Consider the following 22226-nt stretch of genomic DNA (forward strand, 5'->3'; position numbering starts at 1 on the left):
CGTACTGCCGGTGATCACTCGGAGCTTTGTTACCGGATGATCATATGAACCCACGCGAAGTGAATCCGTTACCATTCCGTTACCGTTTGGGCCAGATCCGATCACATAGCGATCACAACCTGAACAACTATGACAGCGCAGAAGACACCTTCCTCCCGTGGCCGTCGTCGTCGGCGCGGCGCCGCCCATGCCGCCGCGCGCGGGCGGAAGGGGCTGCTGTGGGGAGGTCTCGCCGCGGTGACCGTCCTGGGCGCCGCCGGGTTCGCTACGGTCGGCTGGACGGCTCCGCAGACGGGCGGGACCCGCGCGGACGCCAACGCCGAGCCCACGCAGCACGCGGAATCCAGTCCCGCGGCCACCCGCCCGACGTACAGAGCCAAGCCCGCGCCACCCCACCGGTCCCCCAGCTCCTCCCCCAAGCCTTCCGACAAGCCTTCCGACAAGCCGTCCGGCAAGTCTTCCGAAAAGCCTTCCCAGCCCGAGATCCCGTCCACCGGGCCGGGCACGTTCACCACCGCGTCCGGCGGCAGCGGCACGGTGGGGAAGGGAAGGGTCCTGCGCTACCGGGTCGAGGTCGAGGACGAACTCAACCTGTCCGCGGCGGACGTCGCCGTACAGGTGGAGCACATCCTGGCCGACCGGCGCGGCTGGACGACGGACGGCCACTCCGCGTTCCAGCGGGTGCCGAGCGGCACGACCGACTTCGTCGTCCGGGTCGCCACGCCCGGGACCGTGGACAAGATCTGCGGGCAGTACGGGCTGGAAACCGGCGGCGAGGTCAACTGCAACGTGGCGCAGAACGTGATGGTCAACCTCAAGCGCTGGCTGCTGGCGACCCCCGTCTACGCCAAGGACGTCCCGTCCTACCGCGCACTGATCATCAACCACGAGGTCGGCCACTTCCTCGGCCACGGCCACGTCGACTGCCCCGGCCCCGGGAAGCCGGCCCCCGCGATGATGCAGCAGATCAAGGGCATGCACGGATGCGAGCCCAACGTCTGGCCCTACGACGGCGACCGACGGTACCTCACCGGCCCGGCCGTTTCCTGAGCCCGGACCGGCCGTTCGCTGCGCCCGTTCCCTGCGCCTGTTCCCTCCGTCCGGACCGGCCGTTCCCTGGGCACGAACCCGCCATATCCTCACCCGTGCGCGTGCGCGTGCCGCTCAGCGCTGATATCGGGCCAGGACCAGGTTGCCGTCGTCCTCCAGTCGTTCACGCAGCTCGCCGAGGCCGATCGCCCCGCTGTAGTACTCCTGGAACGCGGGTGTGGCGACCTTGTCCTTCCACTCCGGGTAGCCCCGCACGGACTGCGCGGGCGCCGGGCGCAGGTGCGTGGCGAGGGCGGTACCGGTGGCCCAGCCGTTTTCCGTGGTGTGCAGGTCGGGGTCCTTCAGCGCCCGGGTGCCGGTGGGCAGCATCCAGTCGCCCAGGGCGAGGCGGACCATGTTCGGCGGTCGCAGCAGGAAGTCGATGAACTCGGCGGCCTCCTTCTTGTGCGGGCTGTCCTCGGCGATCGACAGGGTCTGCGGGCTGACGCCCTGGGTGAGTCCGTCCGCGCCGGCCGGGGCGGGCAGCACCTGCCACTCGAAGCCCTTCGGCGCCTGCTGGGTGATCTGCTGGCGGTACGAGAACCCGAGCGGGACCATCGCGTACCTGCCGCCGAAGAAGCCGGGGAGGGTGTCCGAGCCGCCGCTGCCGAGGGTGGTGGGCGAGGCGCTGTGGTCGGTGTCGGCCTGGTCGTGGATGGTGCGCGGCATCGTCTCGTCCGCTGCCTCGAACCGGATCGTCACCTTGCCGTCCGCGCCCCGGTGGAAGAGTTGTCCGCCCGCCGACAACGACAGGTTGAGGGTCGCGGAGACGGGCTCCTTGAGCGGCCAGGCGACGCCGTACTTCCCGTCGCCGCTGAGCTGTTCGGTGATGCGGCGGAACTCCGGCCAGCTCCACGGCTGTTCGGGCGTGGGGATCCGTACGCCCGCGTCCCTCAGCCAGGTCGCGTTGGCGATGAGCACACGCGGCTCCTGGAGGAAAGGGACACCGTAGATCCCGTCCCCGAAGGTCGCCGTGTCCCAACTGCGCCGCGGGATGTCCGACATGAGCCGGTCGGGCAACAGGTCGGTCAGATCGGCGAGGTAGCCGCCGTACGCGAAGTCCGCGAGGTCGTCCGAGGCGTCGTGGATGATGTCGGGCGCCTCACCGCCCTCGAAGGAGGTGAGCAGCTGGTCGTGGACACTGTCCCAACTTCCCTGGACGTACTCGACCTTGACGTCCGGATGGGTCGCGTTCCACTCCTTCACCAGATCCTGGTTCGCCGCCACGGACTCCTGCTGCCAGGCGAGGGACTGGAAGCGGAGAGTGATCCGACCGGTGCCGGAGTCACCGCCGTCGCCGGTGCAGCCCGCGAGGAGCAGGACCAGCGCGAGGATCCCGGAGATGCGGACGCGCATCAGCTCTTCACCGCCCCGGCCGTCATGCCGCCCGTGATCCGGCGTTGGATGATCGCGAAGACGACCAGCGAGGGCAGCGTGGCGAGGAAGGCCGCGGCGGCCAGCGGGCCCAGGTCGGCGACGCCCTCCGCGCCGATGAAGTGGGTGAGGACGACCGGCAGGGTCTGCTTCTCGGGCGTCTTCATCAGCACCAGCGCGAAGAAGAACTCGTTCCACGCGGTGACGAACGCGAACAGTGCCGTCGCCACGATCCCCGGCGCGAGCAGCGGCGCGGTCACCGACACCAGCGTCCGCAGCCGCCCGGCCCCGTCGACCGCCGCCGCCTCCTCCAACTCGGCGGGCACGGCACGGACGTATCCGACGAGCATCCACAGCGCGAACGGCAGCGCCCACACCACGTACACCATCACCAGCCCCGGCAGCGAGTTGATCAGCCGCAGGTTCTTCAGCACCAGGAACAGCGGGATGATCACCAGTACGAGCGGGAACGCCTGGCTGACGACCACCCAGCCCGTGGCCGCCTTGGCGAGGCGGGTGCGGTGGCGGGCCATGACGTAGGCCAGGGGTGTCGCGATCAGTACGGCGATCAGCGCGGCGCCGAGCGCTGCGAGCAACGAGTTGCCCGCGGCCCGCAGCAGGGGTTGCTCGTCGAAGGCCTGCCGGAAGTTGTCGAGGGTGGGGTCGCGCGGGATCCAGGTGGGATGCAGACTGCCCAGTTCCCTCGGGGACTTGAAGGCCGTGGAGACGAGCCAGAGGAAGGGGAAGGCCAGGAAGACGAGATACGCGAGCAGGGCGGCGTACTGGCCGGCCCGGCCGCCGGTACCGGTCCTCATGTCTCGTCGCCTCCCCTGAACCGGCCCACCAGGAAGAGTGCCAGCAGCACCGAGATCACCGCGACCATCACACAGCCCATCGCCGCCGCGTAGCCGAACTGGCCGTAGCGGAAAGCCTCTTCGTAGGCGAAGAGCATCGGCAGACGGGTACGGCCGCCGGGTCCGCCGCTGGTCAGGACGTACACCAGGGCGAAGGAGTTGACGTTCCAGATGAAGTTGAGGGCGGTGATGGCGAGGGCGACGGGGCGCAGGGCCGGCCAGGTGACGGTCCGAAAGCGCCGCCAGGCTCCGGCGCCGTCCAGGGCCGCGGCCTCGTGGAGTTCGTGCGGGGCGTTCTGCAGGCCGGCGAGCAGCGCGACCGTGGTCTGCGGCATGCCCGCCCAGACGCCGACGACGATCACCGCGGGCAGGGCGGTCCCGAGTCCGCTGAGCCAGTCCCGGCCGTCGCCGAGACCGAGGTCGCGCAGGGTCTCGTTGAGGACACCCGCGTCCGGGTTGTAGACGAGCCGCCACATGACGCCGACGACCACCTCGGGCATGGCCCACGGGATGATCGCCAGGGCGCGGGCGAGCCAGCGCAGTCTCAGGTCCTGGTCGAGGAGGAGGGCGAGGCCGAGCGCGAGCAGGAACTGCGGGACGGTCACCCCGACCGCCCAGACCAGTCCGATCCGGAACGACTCCCAGAACAGCGTGTCGTGCAGCAGATCCTGGAAGTTGAGCCCGCCGATCCACCCCGTGGGCTCGGTCCGACCCGACTGGGCGTCGGTGAAGGCCAGCATGATCCCGTACAGCAGCGGGCCCACGCTCAGCACCAGGATCGGGATCAGCGCGGGCAGCACCAGGAACCAGGCCCCGCGGTCCGGAGGCCGCCGGCCCCCGTCGACACGCGGCGGGCCTTTTTCCGGCCGCTTCGTCGCGGTCACCACTGTCACGTGATCGGCTCCTCCGCGCGGCTCGTGACGTTCGGGCCCGACGGGCCTCCGTCATGGTCTTGACGTCGCTGTACCCCGTCAAGACACCGCGCAGACGGTCCCGGCCTGTACGAATGCGACACTGGCCGGCGGATGGCGGGAACCCGACGCCGTCCGGGCCTCGGACGACATTGTCCGGACGCCGCACGACACCGTCCGGACCCCGCCCCCGACCCCGCCCCCCAACCGGCCGGACGCCGCACGGCATGATCCAGGCGGAGCGTCCGGGTGGCTGCCCGCCGCAGCACGACGAGGCACACAGAACGCAGGGACGCAGGGACGCAGGACGCACGACGACACGGAGGCGGACGATGGACGAGGCAAGGGCGCGGGGCGTACTGGCCGCGGCGCGGGTTCTCCCCGGCCCGGCGCGGGACGCGCGACTGCTCGCCCTGGGCGAGAACGCGGTGTTCGCCGCCGGTGACCTGGTAGTCAAGGTGGGCCGGGACGCCGAACTCCTCGACCGGGCGCGCCGCGAACTGGCCGTCGCGGTCTGGCTCGCCGAGTCGGACGTGGCAGCGGTCCGGGCGGCCGACCCCGAGCCTCTGCTGGTCGAGGGCCACCCGGTGACCGTGTGGCACCGCCTGCCCGACCCCGTACGCCCTGCCGAACCCCACGATCTGGCCGAACTCCTCCGGGTGCTGCACGCCCTGCCCTCCCCCACCTTCGGCCTGCCGCCGCGCGATCTGCTGGCCGGGGTGGAACGCTGGCTGCGTCTCGCGGGCGACGCGATCGACCCGGCCGACGCGGCCTACCTCCGCGAACGCCGCGACAGCTTCGCGACAGTCGCCGCCGCACTCACCCCACACCTGCCGCCCGGCCCGATCCACGGCGACGCCCTTCCCCGCAACGTCCACATCGGCCCGGACGGCCCGGTCCTGGTCGACCTCGAGACCGTCTCCGCCGACCTGCGCGAGCACGACCTGGTCGTCATGGCCCTCTCCCACGACCGCTACGGCCTGCCTGCCGCGGCATACGACTCGTTCACCGAGGCGTACGGCTGGGACGTGCGCGCGTGGTCGGGCTGCTCGGTGCTCCGGGGTGCCCGGGAGACGGCAAGCTGCGCCTGGGTGTCCCAGCACGCCCCGACCAACCCGAAGGCCCTGACCGAGTTCGAACGCCGGGTGGCTTCCCTGCGGGACGGGGACGAAACGGTGCGGTGGTATCCGTTCTGAGCCGATCTGAGGGGTCGACTCGCACGTCGCGGCCCAGCGCCCCGGCGGTACTTCAACGCCGCCCGTCACACAGCCCGTCAGTCGCCCGCCTGGACCGGGCGGTCTCGTGGCCGAGGCCCTTGTTCGCGCCGGTGATCAGAGCAATGGTCGCTGCTCGTGCCCCATGTGATCGCGGCCGGTGCCCTGCGATACCGGCCCCGCCGCCCGGCGGGCACCATCAGCACCAAAGGAAACGGTGCCTGAGCGGTGAGCGGGAGGCTTCTCATGAGTGACGATCGCGGGCCAGCCTCAGCGATCGACCCGGCCGTCAGCGGACATAGGGGACGACGGGCCAGGCCGATTCCACCGTCGCTTCGGGGTTCGAGGTGCGTCGGAGGTACCGCTGCAGCGACACTGCCTGCTCGGCTGCTGCACGAACCTGCAGATCGTGGAGATCCGCCGCAGCCAAGGTCCCTATGTCCGAATGCTTCGCCCCCATGCGTCGGGCCGCCCGTGCCGCAGCCACGGCGTCCGCAACAGCGTTGTGCGCATCGTCGAGTTGCACGCCGTAGTGCTCACAGAGAGCCTGAAGATTCCGCTTCCCCTTCCTGTAACGGTCCACATGCTTGTCCAGGACCAGAGGGTCGATAACGGGCGATGCCTTTCCGCTCAACCGCTCGACCAGTGGTTCTATCCCATGCCGTCGGCACTCACGGTCGAGCAGCGAGAGGTCGTATCGCGCGTTCATCACCACCAGCGGAGTCCCCGAGTTCAGCGCCTCGGTAACCGCGGACGTGATCTCTTCAATCGCGGGAGCAGGCGGTGTCCCATGCCTGCGGGCGTGATCGGTGGAGATGCCATGAATCGCTGCAGCCTCTTCAGGGATGGCCACGCCTGGATCGAGCAGCCATGTCCGGACTTCTGGGAGCCGCCCGTCCGAACTCACGACCACAACCGCCGCGGTGACGATTCGGTCGTTCTCGATATCGGTCCCTGTCGTCTCCAGGTCGAAGGCCATCAGCGGCTCCCGGTGCCAGCCCATGGGTGGTCCCCCTCCTCGGTGGTGCTTTCCCCAGTGGTCTCCACGATCCCATGGACCACTGACAATCCGAGGACCGCATTCCGCTTACGCCGCTCCCGCAGCGGACCTGAGGACTTTCAGGACACCGGCCGTGAATCCGCCCAAGTCGTCTCGAACTCCTCGCGGTATGTCGCGAAGAGTCCGGTCTCGTCGACTTCGCCCGCCTTGACCAGCTTGCTGCCGCCGCGCAGCACCAGCACCGGCACCTCCATCCCCCGCGAGCGCCGCAGATAGGACTGCACCACGGCGATGCCGTCCGCGCCGTCGCCGTCGACGAGGTACGCCGTGAAGCGGGGTGTGTCGTCGTAGACCTGGATCTCGAAGGCTCCGGGGTCGCGCAGCTTGGAGCGGACCCGGCGCATGTGCAGGATGTTCATCTCCACGGCCCGGCTCAGCTCGCCGCGCTTGACGCCGAGTTCGCGTTCGCGCCGCTTCACCGCGCTGGAGGCCGGGTTGAGGAAGAGCAGCCGCACCCGGCAGCCGGACTCGGCCAGCCGCACGAGGCGGCGCCCGGAGAAGTTCTGCACGAGGAGGTTGAGGCCGATGCCCACGGCGTCGAGACGGCGGGCCTCGCCGAAGATGTCCTCGGCGGGGAACGTGCGCATGAGCCGCACCCGGTCGGGGTGCACGGCGACCACGTCCGCGTACCGGTCGCCGACGAGGTCCTCGACCGCGTCCACCGGGAGGCGGCGCGCGGAGGGCACGTCGCCGCCCGTGCCGAGCATCTCCAGCAGCCGGGCGGAGGCCCGCTCGGCCTGGTTCAGGACGGCCTCGGACAGGGCCCGGTTGCGCGAGACGACGTTCCGGGTGACCTCCAGCTCGTCCAGGGCCAGTTCGACATCCCGACGGTCGTCGAAGTACGGCTCGAAGCACGGCCAGTGCTGCACCATCAGCTCACGCAACTGCGGCAGGGTGAGGAAGCTGAGCACGTTGTCGTCGGCCGGGTCGAGCAAGTACCCCTTGCGGCGGCTGACTTCCCGGACGGCGACCGCCCGCTGGACCCACTCCTGTCCCGCCGGTCCGGCTGCGGCGACCACCCAGTCGTCGCTGTGGACGGGTTCGTAGATGGGGCGCAGGACGGCGGCCACGACGGCGCGCAGCCGCTGTTCGACGAGGTTCAGCCAGATGTAGGCGCGGCCCGCCCGCTGGGCGCGGACGCGCACCTCGCGCCAGGCGTCGGCGTCCCAGTCCAGCTCCGGGCCGATGGCGTTCGTCTCCATCGGCCGGGCCAGGGACACCGTGCCGGGCGGGACGTCTGCGGAGTGCCCCTCGTGACTCTCGTCACCAGGGGGCAGCTCCAGCCCTCCCGAGCCCACCCGCGCACCGCCTTCCGCTCCCCCGAGCTCTCCCGGGACGCCAGGCCCCACCCAACGATCAAGGAAGGGTACTCCGGGAGCGGTCGGAGGTGCAGCCGGATGGACAGGTCGTTTCTCAACTACGCGGCTCCCAGTGTCCGTTCTGCCAGCCGAGTTCGGCGGGAGTGAGCGGATTCATAGCGGTGACGTCCCTCGGGGCGATGGAGAAGCCCTGCCAGTGGACCGGCATGGGCTGCTGGTCCTCGTCCCGGGCGATGTGGTGGAAGCCCACGTTCATCCAGACCACCGGGTGGGTGAGGGTCTGTCCGTTGACCCACTTGTCGACGGACTTGCCGCCGCAGCTGCCGGGGTTGTTGCTGGCGAACAGCTCGCAGTTGTCGTACTGGGTGAAGTACAGGTCGTGCTTGGTGAAGCTGCGGCCCGGGTACTTGGTGGTGGTGCCGGGGACGATCTCGTAGGAGCGCGCGTGCCCGTCCTTGTTCTTGCCGGCCGCGCTGACCACGCGCCACCAGCGATAGGTTTTGGCGTCGGCCGCGAGTTCCTTGGTGACCTTGGTGCGGGTGGTCTTCGTGGTCGGGGCCTGCTGGCCGCGGGCGGGCGCGGTGACCGCCGAGTCGTACTGCTCGATGCCGTTCTTGGAGGAGCCGTCGAGGCCGAAGTCGAGCCGCCAGAAGACGTTGTGGCTGTGGCTGGTGGCATAGGCCTTGGCGCCCCCCTTGCCGATGGGCCAGCCGCGGCCGTCGCCGGCGTCGTAGTCCTCGTAGGAGAGGCTGCCGGTCGCGCCCACGTTCATGTGGACGGTGCCGTCGTCCTGGAAGCGCCACTCGGTGATGTACTCGTACCAGCCGACCTGGTTGACCGTGTAGATCAGCAGGTCCTTGCCCTGGGCCTGGTAGACCTTGTTCGCCGCGTCGCCCTGCATACGGTAGGCGTGACCGCGGGAGCGGGTGGTGGTGCACAGACCCTTGACGTTCGGGTTGTCCGAGGTCCACACGTCGGGGACCTTCACGGTGTGGATGGTGCCCCCGGGGCATTCACCCGGCGCCAGGTTCATCAGGCTCTGCGCGAAGGGCTGGCCCGTGAGGTCGTCGTACTCGGCCTTCCCGTCGTCGTACGGGACGTGGACCTGGCCGAGCCGGGCGCTGTTGAGGACCTTGATCGGCGCGGCCTCGCCCTTGGGCTGGTAGGAGATGTTCTCCAGGACGAGCCCGGCCTTGTTGTCGTAACGCCAGCACATCCGCCACGTCGTGCCGCTGGAGAGCTGCTGCTCGATGCGGTAGTCGGCACTGCACGCGGCGGCGGCTGCCGCCGCGGGGGCGGCCTTCGGCTGGGCGATGGCCGGACCGGCGCCGGTCGTCGCGCCGGCGGCCAGTGCGGCCACGGACAGGCCGACGGCCGCCCGCGTACGGGCACGGTTCAGTCTCCTCGGTCGGAGGTCGCTGAGGGAACGCTTTTCGCGCATGAAGGAATGACTCCCTTGCAGGAGGTGCAGGTTCGAACGATGGGCGGAGGCGGCTCAGAGCTGCAGTTCGGCGACCTTGCGTGCGCTCAGGTCGATCACCAGGGACCGCGCGTCGATCCACGGTCCGTTCCTGACCTTCGGGAACAGCCGCACGCACCGGTGCTCGCCGCACTTGTCGAGTACGGCGGGCTGGGCGCCCGGAGTGGCCCGGTAGACGCCGCCGGTCACCAGCAGCTGGTCCGGGGAGGTGAGCTCCTTGCCGGTGGCGTCCTTGTAGTCCGCCTCGAGGCCCGCGCCCAGCGGGTCGGCGATCAGGAGGGTCGCCGCTTCGACGCTCTCGGCCCGGCTCGGCGGCGGCTGGACGCCGTGCTGGGTGTCGGTCCGCACGACCCTGCCGCTGTCGAGGTCGACGGTCCTGGTGACGAGGGTGTCGTCCCGGTAGTCGTAGAACGTCACGTCGGCACGGCGGGGCGCGTCCGGATTGTCGACCTCGGCGGCCTCCGGGTCGGCGAGGTCGACGGTCAGGGTCTGAGGGCCGCGGTCGCCCTCGACGTCCTCGCTCGTGTCGAACAGCTGCCGGTTCACGGCGATCTTCTCGACCCGCTCGATCTCGTCGTCGGTCAGCGGGTCGCGGCCCTTGCCCTTCTCGCCCTCGACGGGAGGCTGCTTCACGACACCGGGCGCGACGGCCGCGCCCAGACTTTGGTCCTGCCCTTGGTCCTGCCCTTGGTCCTGCCCTTGGTCCTGCCCCTGCCCCTGGCCCTGCCCGGACCGGGCCGCCCGGGAGGCCCCCTGGGAGCCTCCGGCCTCGTCGGCTCCAGCCGTCCCCGGCAGGGTGATCCCGACCATCACGGCGGTTCCCGCCACCGCGATCGCCGCACCGGCCACCACCTTGCCCAGATGGCGGTGCACTATGTTGCGCACATCTTCTCCCCACTCCCCCAACAACCCCGGAAGTACGCGTTTGCCCCACTGGTTTCGGCCCACGGCACGGTCGTTGATCACCGCGGGCACTGGTCGCCTGGTAAGAGGGACGTAAGTCATAGGTGGTTCCCTCACTTTCCGGGAGACTCGGGACCAAGACGCCCCCGGCGACCCCCTCACCTGAAAGAGTCGAATCCATGCAGGTCTGGCCTGGAGAGGCGTATCCACTCGGCGCCACGTACGACGGCGCCGGCACGAACTTCGCGGTCTTCTCGGAAGCCGCGGACCGAGTAGAGCTGTGTCTGTTGCACGACGACGGCTCGGAGACGGCGGTGGAACTGCGCGAGAGCGACGCGTTCGTACGGCACGCGTATCTGCCCGGCGTCATGCCGGGACAGCGCTACGGCTTCCGTGCGCACGGGCCGTACGCCCCCGAGCACGGTCTGCGCTGCAACTCGGCGAAGCTGTTGCTCGACCCGTACGCGAAGGCGATCAGCGGTTCGATCGACTGGGGCGAGGAGGTCTACGGCTACCACTTCGACGCCCCCGACAAGCGCAACGACCTGGACTCGGCACCGCACATGATGACGTCGGTCGTGGTCAACCCGTACTTCGACTGGGGCGACGACCGGCCGCCGCGCACCGACTACCACCAGACGGTGATCTACGAGGCCCACGTCAAGGGCCTGACCATGCGGCACCCGGGGCTGCCCGAGGAACTGCGCGGGACGTACGCCGCCCTCGCCCATCCGGCCATCATCGAACACCTGACCGAGCTGGGGGTCACGGCGCTGGAGCTGATGCCGGTCCACCAGTTCGTGAACGACCACCGCCTGGTCGACATGGGGCTGAACAACTACTGGGGCTACAACACGATCGGTTTCTTCGCCCCGCACAACGCTTTCGCCTCCTGGGGCGACCGCGGCCAGCAGGTGCTGGAGTTCAAGTCGGCGGTGCGGGCGCTGCACGAGGCCGGCATCGAGGTCATCCTGGACGTCGTCTACAACCACACCGCCGAGGGCAACCATCTGGGCCCGACGCTGTCCTTCAAGGGCCTCGACAACCCGCAGTACTACCGGCTGACAGACGACCCTCGCTACTACATGGACACCACGGGTACCGGGAACTCGCTGCTGATGCGCTCCCCGCACGTCCTGCAGCTGATCATGGACTCGCTGCGGTACTGGGTCACCGAGATGCATGTCGACGGATTCCGTTTCGACCTCGCGGCCACCCTGGCGCGACAGTTCCACGAGGTGGACCGGCTGTCGTCGTTCTTCGACCTGGTCCAGCAGGATCCGGTGGTCTCCCAGGTGAAGCTGATCGCCGAGCCGTGGGACGTGGGCGAGGGCGGCTACCAGGTGGGCAACTTCCCGCCCCTGTGGACCGAGTGGAACGGCATGTACCGCGACACTGTGCGGGACCTGTGGCGGGGCGAGTCACGCACCCTGGCGGAGTTCGCGTCCCGGCTGACCGGTTCATCCGATCTGTACCAGGATGACGGGCGGCGCCCCCTGGCCTCCATCAACTTCGTGACCTGCCACGACGGGTTCACGCTGCACGACCTCGTCTCGTACAACGAGAAGCGCAACGAGGACAACGGCGAGGACAACCGGGACGGGGAGAGCCACAACCGGTCCTGGAACTGCGGGGTCGAGGGGGAGACCGACGACCCGGCGGTGCTGGAACTGCGGGCCCGGCAGATGCGGAACATCATCGCCACACTGATGCTGTCCCAGGGCGTGCCGATGATCAGCCACGGCGACGAGGTCGCGCGCACCCAGCACGGCAACAACAACGCGTACTGCCAGGACAGCGAGCTGGCCTGGGTGGAGTGGCCGGGCAGTGAAGGGCCCGGCCGTGAGCTGCTGGACTTCACGCGCGCGATGGTGGGGCTGCGCAAGGACCATCCGGTGTTCCGGCGCCGGCGCTTCTTCCACGGGCGGCGCGTGGAGGGCGCCCACGGCGAGCTGTCGGACATCGCCTGGTTCACCCCGGAGGGCAAGGAGATGACCCAACGGGACTGGGACTCGGCGCAGGCGTCGGCGCTGTCGGTGTTCCTCAACGGCAACGCGATCTCCGAGCCGGGCCCGCGCGGGGAGCGCATCACCGACGACTCGTTCCTGCTGATGTTCAACGCCTCGCCCAAGACGCTGGACTTCGTCGTGCCGGTCGACCACGGCCGTCAGTGGGAGGTGGTCGTCGACACCGCCCGCACGGACGGCGTGCCGCCGGCCACGGCCAGGAAGGTCCAGGCCGGGGACCGGCTGACCCTGACGGACCGGAGCATGACGGTGCTGCAGCGGCCCCTCTAGAAGGCGGCGGCCCCTTACCCACGCGCGCGTGCCCGGCCCTTTCGGGGGCACGCGCGCGTGTGGGCATCTTCGGGCCGTGTGTCCGTGGCCGTACGCGGACGGGACCGGTGTGGGCGGGACCGGTGTGGACGGGACCGACGCGGGGACGGTGACACGAAACGCTGTGGGGCGGGTACGTAGGTTTGTATGACATCTGAGCGATCTGTCCCGGCGGTGCCGACAGCCACCTACCGGCTTCAGCTGCAGCCCGAGTTCCCGTTCGGGGCGGCCGCGGCGGTCGTGCCGTACCTGGCCTCGCTCGGCGTCTCGCACCTGCATCTGTCGCCCGTCCTGGAGTCGGTCCCCGGCTCCACGCACGGCTACGACGTCGTGGACCACGCGCGCGTACGCGAGGAACTGGGCGGCGAGGAGGGGCTGCGAGCACTGTCCCGCACCGCGCGGGAGCACGGGCTCGGTCTCGTGCTGGACATCGTGCCCAACCACATGGCGATGGCCCCGCGCCACAACCGTGCCCTGTGGGAGGTGCTGCGGGAGGGCCCGAAGTCGCCGTACGCGCGCTGGTTCGACATCGACTGGGAGGCACAGGGCGGCCAGGTGCTGCTGCCGGTGCTCGGCCGTCCGCTCGGCACGGAGTTCGAACACTTGGAGGTCGACGGGAACCTCCTGCGCTACTACGACCATGTGTTCCCGCTGCGCGAGGGCACCGAGGAGCTGCCCCTGCCGCAGCTGCTGGACGCCCAGTGGTACCGCCCTGCGTGGTGGCGGCTGGCCCGCACCGAGCTCAACTACCGGCGGTTCTTCAGCATCTCGGAGCTCATCGGGGTGCGGGTCGAGGACCCCGAGGTGTTCGAGGCGACACACGCCAAGATCCTCCAGCTGCTGCACGAGAGGGTGGTCGACGGGCTGCGTGTCGACCACCCCGACGGCCTGGCCGACCCCGACAGCTACCTCCGGCGGCTCCACGAGGCCACCGGTGGCCGCTGGACGGTCGTGGAGAAGATCCTGGCCGACGGGGAGCACCTGCCGGCCTCCTGGCCGGTGGCGGGCACCACGGGCTACGACGCCCTGCGGCACATCGACGGCCTGTTCGTGGATCCGGCGGGCGCCGGGGAACTTTTGGGCCAGTACCGGCGGTTCGCGGCCCCGCAGACGGACCGGGGCGGCGACTGGGCGGCGACGGTGCGGCGGGCGGCGTACAAGGTGCTCACGCACGAGCTGGCGGCCGAGGTGGACCGGCTGACCCGGGTGGTGAGCCGCCTGTGCGCCACCTCGCCGGAGCCCGCGCTGCGGGACCGCGCCCCCTGGGCGTTGCGGACCGCCCTCCAGGAGCTCCTGGTCCGCCTGGAGGTGTACCGGCCGTACTCCCCCGGGGACGCGTCCCGGGTCGTCACCGAGGAGGCCGCGACCGAGGCCCGCCTGGCGTTCGCGGTGCCCGAGGAGGCGGGCGCGGTCGACGTCGTACGGGATCTGGTGCTGGGGCGGTACGGCGACGGGCCCGCGCACGTCGAGTTCCGGACGCGGTTCGCGCAGACCGCGTCGGCGCTGCGGGCCAAGTCCGTGGAGGACACGGCGTTCTACCGCTATGTGCCGCTGCTGTCGGCGACCGAGGTGGGCGGCAACCCGGGCAGTCCGGCCGTGTCCCCGGAGGACTTCCACGTCTACAGCGCGCGCGTGCAGCGCGACTGGCCGGTGAGCGGGACCGTCGCCTCGACGCACGACACCAAGCGCAGCGCGGACGTACGGGCGGCCCTCGCGGTGCTCACCGAGTGCCCGCAGCGGTGGGCGGACGTACTGGCCGAGGTGACCCGCACCGGGGCGGGCGTGCCGGACGCGCAGTTGGCGTGGGCGGCCTGGCAGACGGTGTTCGGGCTCGGGCGGACGGAGGTCGGGCGGGTCCGGGAGGCGTTGCTGAAGCATGTGCGCGAGGCCGGGCTGTACACGAGCTGGACCGAGCAGGAGGCGCCGTACGAGGAGGCGGTGGAGGCGTTCGTCGCGGCCGGGCCGTGCGGGGTGCCGGGCGAGCACGTGGCTGCCCTCCGGAGCACTCTGGAACCCCACATCCGGGCGAACGTGCTGGGCACGGCCCTGGTCCAGCTGTCGATGCCCGGAGTGCCGGACGTCTACCAGGGCACGGAGGGTGAGTACCGGGCTCTGGTGGACCCGGACAACCGGCGGCCCGTGCGGTTCCCCCCGGAGGATCCCGGGGACAAGGGCGCGGTGACACGGGCGGCGCTGCGGCTGCGCGCGCGTCGGCCGGCGGCCTTCGGTGACGCGGCGACCTACACACCCCTGGCCGCCGAGGGGCCGGCGGCGGGCCACTGTATGGCGTTCGTGCGCTCCGGGGAGGCGCTCACGGCGGTGACCCGGCTGTCGCTGCGGCTGGCGGAGGCGGGCGGCTGGCGGGACACCCTGCTGCCGCTGCCGCCCGGCCGGTGGGCCGACACGCTGGACCCCGGGCGGGAGTTCGCGGGACACCCGCGCGTGGCGGAGCTTTTCGACCGGCTTCCGGTGGCCCTGCTGGAGCGGATCGGGTGAGGGAGACCCGCACGGTGCCCGCACGGTGGTGGCGGCACTGCACGCACGCGTGCGGTCGGCGTGAGCGGACGGCGTGAGCGGACGGCGTGAGCGGTCGGAGCGACCTTACGCCCCGACCGCGCGCCGAACGCGCCTCACCGCCACGCGCGCATGCCCGCAGACGCTGCCTCTCTCCGAGCGCGCGTGCCGCAGGCGATCCGCCACCGCGCGCGCAGGCCGCAGACGCTGTCTCGCCGGGGCGCGCGTGCCGTACGCGAACGGCCGCCCCGCGCGCGTGCCGCCCCGGCTACCGCGCGGGTGTCAGCCTCAGCCGTCCAGGGCGAAGACGGCCCCGGTCCGTGCCCGCATCACGCAGCCGTTCGTGAAGGTCTCCGTGTAGTCGACCGGTCGGCCGTTCCACCGCCCGCGCGCGTGGGCGGTCACCGGCGCGTAGATCATCGTGCAGTAGGTGTCCGCGGCCGGAAGCGCGCGGATGTCGCCGGCGACCGTCTCCAGTTGCGCGCAGGCCTCGGCGGCGTGCTGGTGGCCCTGGGGCGGGTCGCACAGCAGCAGGGTCTCGCGGCTGTCGCCGGCACGGGCGGCGTCGCCCGTGGTGACGGTCACGAAGAGCCAGTCGCCCCGGTCGGCGGCGTGGGAGGCGGCCTGCGCCGGGGTCGCGAGGGCGAGGAGGACGGCGGCCGCGGCCGGCAGGGCGCCTCGGAGCGCTTTCGGTGTGGTGGTGTGCGTCATTCCCGATGCATCGGCACGGCGGCCTGGGAACCCCACCCCGACTCACCCGAACGGGAGCACGCGGGCGCGTACCGCGCGGCGAGTTCGAACGCGGCCCGCACGACCCGCGACTGGTACTCCACCTGCCGGGCGACGGGGACCCAGCGTGCCCCGCAGCCGTCGCGGTAGTCGGCGCACCACTCGTCGATCAGCCGGTCGAGGACGGGCAGTACCCCGGCCGGATCGGCACCGGTCCGGGTCACGAGCTGGTGCAGCAGCCCCGCCGTCCGCAGGGCCAGCCGCCGCCCGGCGATGCGCAGGGTGGCCAGGTGGGCGGAGCTGAGGGGCGGCAGCGGGCGGACCCCGTCGGGGACATCGGGGTCCCACGCGTCGGCGAGGCCGGGGCAGACCAGCAGGTAGTCCTCGACCGGGGCGAGCAGGCGGGCCGCGTCCGGGGCGGCCAGGACGTGCGGGCGGATCCGGGCGACGAGCACGTCGAGGATCCGTGCGTCGTTGCGCAGGGCGTGGCTCACGGTCCGCAGCACACCGGCCCGGTCCGCGGGCGCGCCGGCGTCCTCCACGGCCGCCACGCCCCACATGGGCGCCTCGACGACGGCGGTCACCGTGCCGTGCCGGTGCGGGTGGTACCAGGTCGACTCGACGGCGGCCTCGGTGATGGCGGCGGCCAGGTCGCCGGGGCTGGGTGGCGGTATCCGGTAGACGGCGGGCCCCAGGCGCGGCCAGTACAGGGTGTCGTACGGTCCGAGTTCGCGCGGTATGCCGAGACGGGCCGCGGTGTGCGCGACACGCTGGGCGAGGCCGGGCAGGTCGCGGGTGAGCTCGACGAAGCCGCCGCCGACGTCGACACCGTGCAGCGAGCACTGGAAGAAGGGCCGCAGCTCGTCCTGGAGGTCGAGCAGGGTGCGCGTCTCCGGCAGTACGGCGGCGGCGGCGCCGTCGGGCAGCCACTCGGGTTGCTCCAGGAAGCCGGGCCGGAAGAAGTTCCGGAAGTAGTGGCCGAGGGTGTACGGGCCCCGCAGCCAGTCCTCGTTGCGCCGCAGGCCGTCGGGGTCGAGGCACAGCAGCAGGTTCCAGGTGGCGTCGGCGCCCGTGGTGAGCGTCGGATCGGCCAGGGCGCGCTCGGCCAGCCGCAGGACGGTGGCGCCGCCGACGGGTTCGTTGGCGTGCGGGCCGGCGACGACGAGGGCCTGACGGCTGCCGTGGCCGACGGAGAGCAGCCACAGGGGCGTGCCCGCGCGGGACGTGCCCGCCCGGCGCAGTCGGGCGGCTTCGGGGTGCCGGGCGACCAGCGCGGCCGCCCGGGCGCCGAGTTCGTCGACGGTCGGGTAGCGGAGGAGGGGCGGCAAAGCACACCTCCACAATGTGGTGCCGGCGGTTCACCTGCTGTACATGGCGTACGCACAGTCAGTCACGGCTTGACAGGTACGTCAACACCAAGAAGAGCAAAGGGACTTGAGTCAACACATCAGGTAAAGCACAGGCCAGAGCTAAGGTTCGGCTCAGTCGACGGCGAGCCGGAAGGCCATCCGGCCGAAGCCGATCTGGTCACCCTCGCGGACCACCGCCGCGCCGATGACCCGCCGCCCGTTGACCGTCGTGCCGTTGGTGGATCCGAGGTCCCGCAGCACCCACATGCCGCCCTGCCGTCTGAGCTCGGCGTGCACCCGGGAGACCGTCTCGTGGGTCAGCCGCAGGCCGTTGGCCGGGTCGCGGCCGATCCGCAGCGGGTGCCCGTTGCCGGGATGCGGCAGCAGCAGCTTGGGGAGCCGCTCGGCCTGCCAGGCCCTGCGCAGCCGTACGGTGAAGCCGGAGACCGCCTCGACGGTGCCGAACACCAGGCGGGAGACGCGGCTCTCCCGGGGCAGGTCGGCGGTGAGGTCGGCGAGTTCGTCCGAGCGTCGGGCGGAGAGCGCCAGTTCCATACGGTGGATGAACGTGTCGTGCGAGAGACGGCCCATGGCGACGCCGTCACGGAGTACCTTCAGCGCCTTGTCGCGTTCCGCGTCGGACAATCGCGCGGGATACGTGTTGAACTCGAAGGACGACGTCACGCTCGTGATTGTCGGACAGTGAACGACCGGTGTCCAGGAAACGGGAGAACGCCCGGCACGCGCGCGTGGCCGACGACACCTGCCGCAAAGGGAAGGACTCACCGGCGTATCGATCTCGTTTGAAGCGCCAGGAACGGGCTACATCACGGTGAACAGACGAAGGGGAACCGTCCGTGCAGTTCGAGGTGTGGGCACCGCAGGCCGCTCGTGTGACGCTCCATTGCGAGGAGGCCACGCGCGCCTTGGAGCGCGATCCGCAGCGCCCGGGGTGGTGGCACGGGGAGGCGGAGGCACAGGACGGCACACGGTACGGCTACGCGCTGGACGAGGGTCCGGTGCTGCCGGACCCACGATCCCGTCGGCAGCCGGACGGCCCGGACGGGCTGAGCGCGGTCGTCGAGCACGAGCGGTACACGTGGCACACCGAACGGGCCCGGCGTCCGCTGCCCGGGGCGGTGCTGTACGAGCTGCATGTGGGCACGTACACGCCGGAGGGCACGCTGGACGCGGCAGCCGAGCGGCTCGGGCATCTCGTGGAACTGGGCGTCACGCACGTCGAGTTGATGCCGCTGTGCCCCTTCCCCGGTCGGCACGGCTGGGGGTACGAGGGGGTCTCGCTGTGGGCGGTGCACGAGCCGTACGGCGGCCCCGAGGCACTGAAACGCTTCGTCGACCGGGCGCACGAGCTCGGCCTCGGCGTGGTCCTGGACGTCGTCCACAACCACCTGGGACCCTCGGGGAACCACCTTCCGCAGTTCGGTCCGTACTTCACGGACACGCATCACACGCCCTGGGGTTCGGCGGTGAACCTGGACGCACCCGGCTCGGACGAGGTGCGCGCGTTCCTGCTGGGCAGCGCGCTCGCGTGGCTGCGGGACTACCGGATCGACGGGCTGCGGCTGGACGCGGTGCACGCGCTGGTGGACACGCGCGCGTACCCCTTCCTGGAGGAGCTGTCGACAGAGGTGGACACCCTCGCCGCCGAAGCGGACCGGCCGCTGTTCCTGGTCGCCGAGTCGGATCTGAACGACCCGCGGCTGGTCACCTCGCGCGCGACGGGCGGCCTCGGTCTGCACGCGCAGTGGAACGACGACTTCCACCACGCCCTGCACACCGCGCTGACCGGCGAGGACCAGGGATACTACGCCGACTTCGGGCGCGCTCCACTGGCGGCGGTCGCCAAGACGCTCATGGGCGGTTACTTCCACGACGGCACGTACTCGAGCTTCCGGGGCCGGCACCACGGGCGCCCGCTGGATCGCTCGCGCGTGGCGGCGCACCGGCTCCTCGGCTACAGCCAGACCCACGACCAGGTCGGCAACCGTGCCCAGGGCGACCGTCTGTCGGCGTCCCTCTCCCCCGGCCTGTTGGCATGCGCGGCCGCGCTGGTCCTCACCGCGCCCTTCACGCCGATGCTGTTCATGGGCGAGGAGTGGGCGGCGGGCACACCGTGGCAGTTCTTCACCGACCACACCGATCCCGAGCTCGCCGAGGCGGTACGGCGGGGCAGGCGCCGGGAGTTCGCCGCGCACGGATGGGCCGAGGAGGACGTCCCCGACCCGCAGGACCCGGCGACCCGCGACCGCTCCTGCCTCGACTGGTCCGAGCCGGAACGTGAGCCCCACGCGCGCGTGCTGGCCTGGTACCGCGAGCTCATCGCGCTGCGCCACGAACAGGCGGACCTCACCGACCCGGACCTCGCCGACACCAAGGTGGCCTACGACGAGCAGGAACGCTGGCTGGCCTTCCGGCGAGGAGACGTCCGGGTGGCGGTGAACCTTTCCAAGGAACCGGCCGCCATCCCCCTGGGGCCCCGCGAAGCACGCGTCCTGGCGGCCTGGGAGCCCGTCGAGCCACCGGGCGCGGACGGGGTGCTGGTCGTGCCCGGGGAGTCGTGCGTGGTGCTGCTGCAGGGGTGAGTGGGGACGGGGTTCACCGGGGCAGTCCTCCGGGGGTGAGGCTTGCACAAGCGCTTGCGTAAGCGTTTACGCCGACCGGTGCACTCCTCTGCGGACCTGGTCTGCGTAAGCGCTGACGTAAGCGCCGACGTCGTGACGTAAGCGTTTACGTCACCGCTTACGCACCGCCCTACCGATCCGCGTCGTCCCGCTCGTCGTCGTCCCGTAGTTCCGTGACCCTCTCCAGCAGGATCGCCTCCCAGGCCCGGCGCAGTTGGGTGCGCAGGAGCGGGAGAGGCGTGGGGTCGCGGGTGTCCAGGCGGGTGTTCAGGCGGGTGTCCAGGCGGGCGGCGAGGCGGATGACCGTGTCGCAGCGGGCGAGCCAGAGGCCGCGCAGGCAGGGGCGGGCTCCGTAGCCGGCGAGGGTGGCGGCGCGCACGGCGGCCGGGGAACCCACGGCGAGCGCGAGGCCGGCGATGTCCTCGGCGGGGTCGCCGATGACGGTGTCGGTCCAGCCGAGGACACCGCGCACCCGGCCGTCGGAGCTGACCACGAGGTGTTCGCCCCGGAGGGCGTGGTGGACGAGGACCGCGGAACCGGGCTGCGCGGCGAGCTGGGCCGCGGCCGTCGGCGCGAGCTGGTGCAGGCGTACGGGGTCGGACTCGTCGGCCGCGGCGAGACGTCGGGCGACCTGCCCGGCGGCGCGGCGCAGGGCCTCCAGGGAGCGTGGCGCGGTACGCGGCACCCCGAGCGTCTCGGCCTGCCGGACCGGCACCTCACGCAGGCCGGTGAGCAGCCCGGCCAGATCGGCCTCGCCGACGGCGGACACGCCGTGCTCCTCCCCGGACCCGCCGGGCACCCTGGTGTCCAGGGTGTAGGTCAGCCCGGCGACCCACTCGCCGTGCGCCACGCTCGTCGGCAGCGCGACCGGGAGGTGCGGGCGCACCAGGTCCCGCAGCCGCAGTTCACGGCGCTGCCGGACGGCGGCCTCCTGGTCGGGGGCGAGGCGCAGGACGTGGCGGGCGCCGACCCACCAGGCGGAGTGCTCGCCGCCCTCGGCGACCGGCCGGACCTCGGGCCCGGCGCCGCCCGCGCCGACCCCGCTGTCCTTGAGCAGGGAACGGACCAGTTGGCGGACGGTGTCCGCGGTGGGTGTCGATGCCTGGGTCATGGTCGCGCCGCTGTCAGTCGGGGACGTGGGGACTCCTGCTGCTCGTCACTCCACTATGACCATCTCCCGGCTGGTGGCGTTGAGGCGGCGTCCGCCGTCCTCGGTCACGGTGACGATGTCCTCGATGCGTACCCCGAAACGTCCGGGAAGATAGACCCCGGGCTCCACGGAGAAGCACATGCCGGGCACGAGAGGCTGCTCCTCGCCCTCGATCAGGTACGGCGGCTCGTGCGTGGTGACGCCGATGCCGTGCCCGGTGCGGTGGATGAAGAACTCGCCGTACCCGGCCTCGACGATGACGGCGCGGGCGGCCCGGTCGACCTCCTGGCAGGCCACGCCGGGCCGTACCGCGCAGAAGCCCGCCTCCTGGGCCTCGCGGACGAGGTCGTGCACCCGGCGTTCCTCGTCGGTGGGTTCGCCGACGTGGACCGTGCGGGAGGTGTCGGATCCGTAGCCGGCCCTGAGGCCGCCGAAGTCGAGGACCACCATGTCGCCGCGTTCGACCACGCGGTCGCCGACTTCGTGGTGCGGGTCGGCGCCGTTCGGGCCGGAGGCGACGATGGTGAAGTCGACCTGCTCATGGCCGTGTTCGCGCAACAGGCGGCTCAGGTCCGCGGCGATCTCGGACTCCCCGCGCCCGGCGAAGGCAACGTTCCGGATCTCCTCGAACGTTGCGTCCGCGGCTGCTCCCGCGGCCGCCAACAACTCCAGTTCCGCCGCGTCCTTGACGGCGCGCAGCATCGGCAGCGCCTCGGTGAGGGAGGCGTACGAGGTGCCGGGCAGCGTCTTCTGCAGTCCCAGCAGGTGCATGGCCCAGGCGTTGTCGCTGATCCCGAAGCGGCCGTCACCGTCGAGGAGCGGGGCGGTGGCGGCGTAGGGGTCCTTGCCGTCGGTCCAGTCGCGCAGGGTCAGCGCGGGCGCGCCGATGGCCTTCGCGGCGTCCGGGGCCTCCAGGGTGGGCACGACGAGGACGGGATCCTGTCCGGGGGCGAGGACCAGCAGGGTGAGCCGCTCGGTCGTCGCGGTGGGCGCGTAGCCGGTGAGCCACACCAGGTCCGGTCCCGGCGCCACCAGGAGCCCGGCAAGCCCCGCATCGGCGGCCGCCCGCACGGCCCGCTCCAGACGAGCCCGGTAGTCGTCGGCGGTGAAGGGCGCGCGCATGCTGCCGGTCATCCGGGCCTCCCTGGGCGGTGAAGGGACTACGGGCAGCATCCTGCCCGGACAGCGAGGGCAGCGCGAGCCGGTTGTCACGTCTTTCGGTTCTTCCTCCCACCACCTCACGTCACGGATATGCACGAATACGCATGGATACGCATGGATACTCGTTGATGCGCGCGGATG

At 71.3% G+C, this 22226-nt stretch carries 17 protein-coding genes; 5 read left to right on the forward strand and 12 right to left on the reverse strand.

All coding sequences use genetic code 11. The features are described 5' to 3' along the window. Nucleotides 1-129 precede the first annotated feature (129 nt). On the forward strand, nt 130-1050 hold the full coding sequence (locus tag M2271_RS16720) for a DUF3152 domain-containing protein (protein WP_280888016.1): 921 nt from the start codon (nt 130-132) through the stop codon (nt 1048-1050). A 114-nt stretch (nt 1051-1164) separates the two neighbouring features. Here M2271_RS16720 and M2271_RS16725 read toward each other — a convergent pair whose 3' ends face one another. Genes M2271_RS16725 through M2271_RS16735 form a run of 3 tightly spaced genes read right to left on the reverse strand, consistent with a single transcriptional unit; the run spans nt 1165 to nt 4210 of the window. Next, nucleotides 1165-2445 carry a sugar ABC transporter substrate-binding protein gene (locus M2271_RS16725; protein WP_280888017.1) on the reverse strand — a complete coding sequence of 427 codons (1281 nt, stop codon included), beginning with the start codon at nt 2443-2445 and terminating at the stop codon, nt 1165-1167. Continuing rightward, the gene (locus M2271_RS16730; protein ID WP_280888018.1) at nt 2445-3278 is read right to left on the reverse strand and encodes a carbohydrate ABC transporter permease; all 834 of its coding nucleotides are present in this window, start codon (nt 3276-3278) and stop codon (nt 2445-2447) included. Before M2271_RS16730 ends, M2271_RS16725 begins: the two co-directional genes overlap by 1 nt. Continuing rightward, the gene (locus tag M2271_RS16735; RefSeq protein ID WP_280888019.1) at nt 3275-4210 is read right to left on the reverse strand and encodes a sugar ABC transporter permease; all 936 of its coding nucleotides are present in this window, start codon (nt 4208-4210) and stop codon (nt 3275-3277) included. The genes M2271_RS16730 and M2271_RS16735 overlap by 4 nt, the downstream gene beginning before the upstream one ends. Nucleotides 4211-4560: 350 nt before the next feature. Between M2271_RS16735 and M2271_RS16740 the strand changes: the two genes are divergently transcribed. Further along, complete coding sequence (locus tag M2271_RS16740; protein WP_280888020.1) at nt 4561-5424, forward strand: aminoglycoside phosphotransferase family protein; 864 nt, start codon at nt 4561-4563, stop codon at nt 5422-5424. A 307-nt stretch (nt 5425-5731) separates the two neighbouring features. Here M2271_RS16740 and M2271_RS16745 read toward each other — a convergent pair whose 3' ends face one another. The 4 genes from M2271_RS16745 to M2271_RS16760 form a co-directional block, all read right to left on the reverse strand. Continuing rightward, nucleotides 5732-6445: a 3'-5' exonuclease gene (locus M2271_RS16745; RefSeq protein ID WP_280888021.1), complete on the reverse strand. Its 714-nt coding sequence runs from the start codon at nt 6443-6445 to the stop codon at nt 5732-5734. Nucleotides 6446-6561: 116 nt separating this feature from the next. Beyond that, entirely contained in the window at nt 6562-7800 is a 1239-nt protein-coding gene (locus tag M2271_RS16750; protein WP_280888022.1) for an SAV2148 family HEPN domain-containing protein, read from the reverse strand. 115 nt (nt 7801-7915) lie between these two features. Next, on the reverse strand, nt 7916-9262 hold the full coding sequence (locus M2271_RS16755) for a copper amine oxidase (protein WP_280888023.1): 1347 nt from the start codon (nt 9260-9262) through the stop codon (nt 7916-7918). Nucleotides 9263-9316: 54 nt separating this feature from the next. Beyond that, nucleotides 9317-10186, reverse strand: coding sequence for a Tat pathway signal sequence domain protein (locus M2271_RS16760; RefSeq protein ID WP_280888024.1), 870 nt, complete (start codon nt 10184-10186; stop codon nt 9317-9319). 197 nt (nt 10187-10383) lie between these two features. Here M2271_RS16760 and glgX point away from each other — a divergent pair, with 197 nt between their 5' ends. Both glgX and treY read left to right on the forward strand, forming a co-directional pair. Further along, on the forward strand, nt 10384-12501 hold the full coding sequence (glgX, locus tag M2271_RS16765; protein WP_280888025.1) for a glycogen debranching protein GlgX: 2118 nt from the start codon (nt 10384-10386) through the stop codon (nt 12499-12501). Nucleotides 12502-12687: 186 nt separating this feature from the next. Further along, nucleotides 12688-15036, forward strand: coding sequence for a malto-oligosyltrehalose synthase (gene treY / locus M2271_RS16770; protein WP_280888026.1), 2349 nt, complete (start codon nt 12688-12690; stop codon nt 15034-15036). A gap of 306 nt (nt 15037-15342) precedes the next feature. Here the strand turns inward: treY and M2271_RS16775 are convergent, their stop codons facing one another. The 3 genes from M2271_RS16775 to M2271_RS16785 all read right to left on the reverse strand — a co-directional run bounded on the left by M2271_RS16775 (nt 15343) and on the right by M2271_RS16785 (nt 17816). Next, complete coding sequence (locus M2271_RS16775; RefSeq protein WP_280888027.1) at nt 15343-15765, reverse strand: SSI family serine proteinase inhibitor; 423 nt, start codon at nt 15763-15765, stop codon at nt 15343-15345. After that, entirely contained in the window at nt 15762-17126 is a 1365-nt protein-coding gene (locus M2271_RS16780) for a M14 family zinc carboxypeptidase (protein ID WP_280888028.1), read from the reverse strand. The genes M2271_RS16775 and M2271_RS16780 overlap by 4 nt, the downstream gene beginning before the upstream one ends. Nucleotides 17127-17264: 138 nt before the next feature. After that, nucleotides 17265-17816, reverse strand: a complete 552-nt coding sequence (locus M2271_RS16785) for a DUF1707 and FHA domain-containing protein (RefSeq protein ID WP_280888029.1) — start codon at nt 17814-17816, stop codon at nt 17265-17267. A gap of 173 nt (nt 17817-17989) precedes the next feature. Between M2271_RS16785 and treZ the strand changes: the two genes are divergently transcribed. Further along, nucleotides 17990-19735 carry a malto-oligosyltrehalose trehalohydrolase gene (gene treZ, locus M2271_RS16790; protein WP_280888030.1) on the forward strand — a complete coding sequence of 582 codons (1746 nt, stop codon included), beginning with the start codon at nt 17990-17992 and terminating at the stop codon, nt 19733-19735. Nucleotides 19736-19904: 169 nt separating this feature from the next. On the opposite strand, the gene M2271_RS16795 is transcribed toward treZ, so the two are convergent. Further along, complete coding sequence (locus M2271_RS16795) at nt 19905-20885, reverse strand: aminoglycoside phosphotransferase family protein (RefSeq protein ID WP_280888031.1); 981 nt, start codon at nt 20883-20885, stop codon at nt 19905-19907. A 45-nt stretch (nt 20886-20930) separates the two neighbouring features. Beyond that, on the reverse strand, nt 20931-22058 hold the full coding sequence (locus M2271_RS16800) for an aminopeptidase P family protein (protein ID WP_280888032.1): 1128 nt from the start codon (nt 22056-22058) through the stop codon (nt 20931-20933). Nucleotides 22059-22226 lie beyond the last annotated feature (168 nt).

Origin of the sequence: Streptomyces sp. LBL (assembly GCF_029893585.1) — a bacterium.
Taxonomy (GTDB): domain Bacteria; phylum Actinomycetota; class Actinomycetes; order Streptomycetales; family Streptomycetaceae; genus Streptomyces.

Bases quoted from the DNA above. Each gene is read 5' to 3' on its own strand.
- M2271_RS16720 (WP_280888016.1), top strand. From the start codon at position 130: ATGACAGCGCAGAAGACACCTTCCTCCCGTGGCCGTCGTCGTCGGCGC.
- M2271_RS16725 (WP_280888017.1), bottom strand. From the start codon at position 2,445: ATGCGCGTCCGCATCTCCGGGATCCTCGCGCTGGTCCTGCTCCTCGCG.
- M2271_RS16730 (WP_280888018.1), bottom strand. From the start codon at position 3,278: ATGAGGACCGGTACCGGCGGCCGGGCCGGCCAGTACGCCGCCCTGCTC.
- M2271_RS16740 (WP_280888020.1), top strand. From the start codon at position 4,561: ATGGACGAGGCAAGGGCGCGGGGCGTACTGGCCGCGGCGCGGGTTCTC.
- M2271_RS16745 (WP_280888021.1), bottom strand. From the start codon at position 6,445: ATGGGCTGGCACCGGGAGCCGCTGATGGCCTTCGACCTGGAGACGACA.
- M2271_RS16755 (WP_280888023.1), bottom strand. From the start codon at position 9,262: ATGCGCGAAAAGCGTTCCCTCAGCGACCTCCGACCGAGGAGACTGAAC.
- glgX (WP_280888025.1), top strand. From the start codon at position 10,384: ATGCAGGTCTGGCCTGGAGAGGCGTATCCACTCGGCGCCACGTACGAC.
- treY (WP_280888026.1), top strand. From the start codon at position 12,688: ATGACATCTGAGCGATCTGTCCCGGCGGTGCCGACAGCCACCTACCGG.
- M2271_RS16775 (WP_280888027.1), bottom strand. From the start codon at position 15,765: ATGACGCACACCACCACACCGAAAGCGCTCCGAGGCGCCCTGCCGGCC.
- M2271_RS16795 (WP_280888031.1), bottom strand. From the start codon at position 20,885: ATGACCCAGGCATCGACACCCACCGCGGACACCGTCCGCCAACTGGTC.
- M2271_RS16800 (WP_280888032.1), bottom strand. From the start codon at position 22,058: ATGACCGGCAGCATGCGCGCGCCCTTCACCGCCGACGACTACCGGGCT.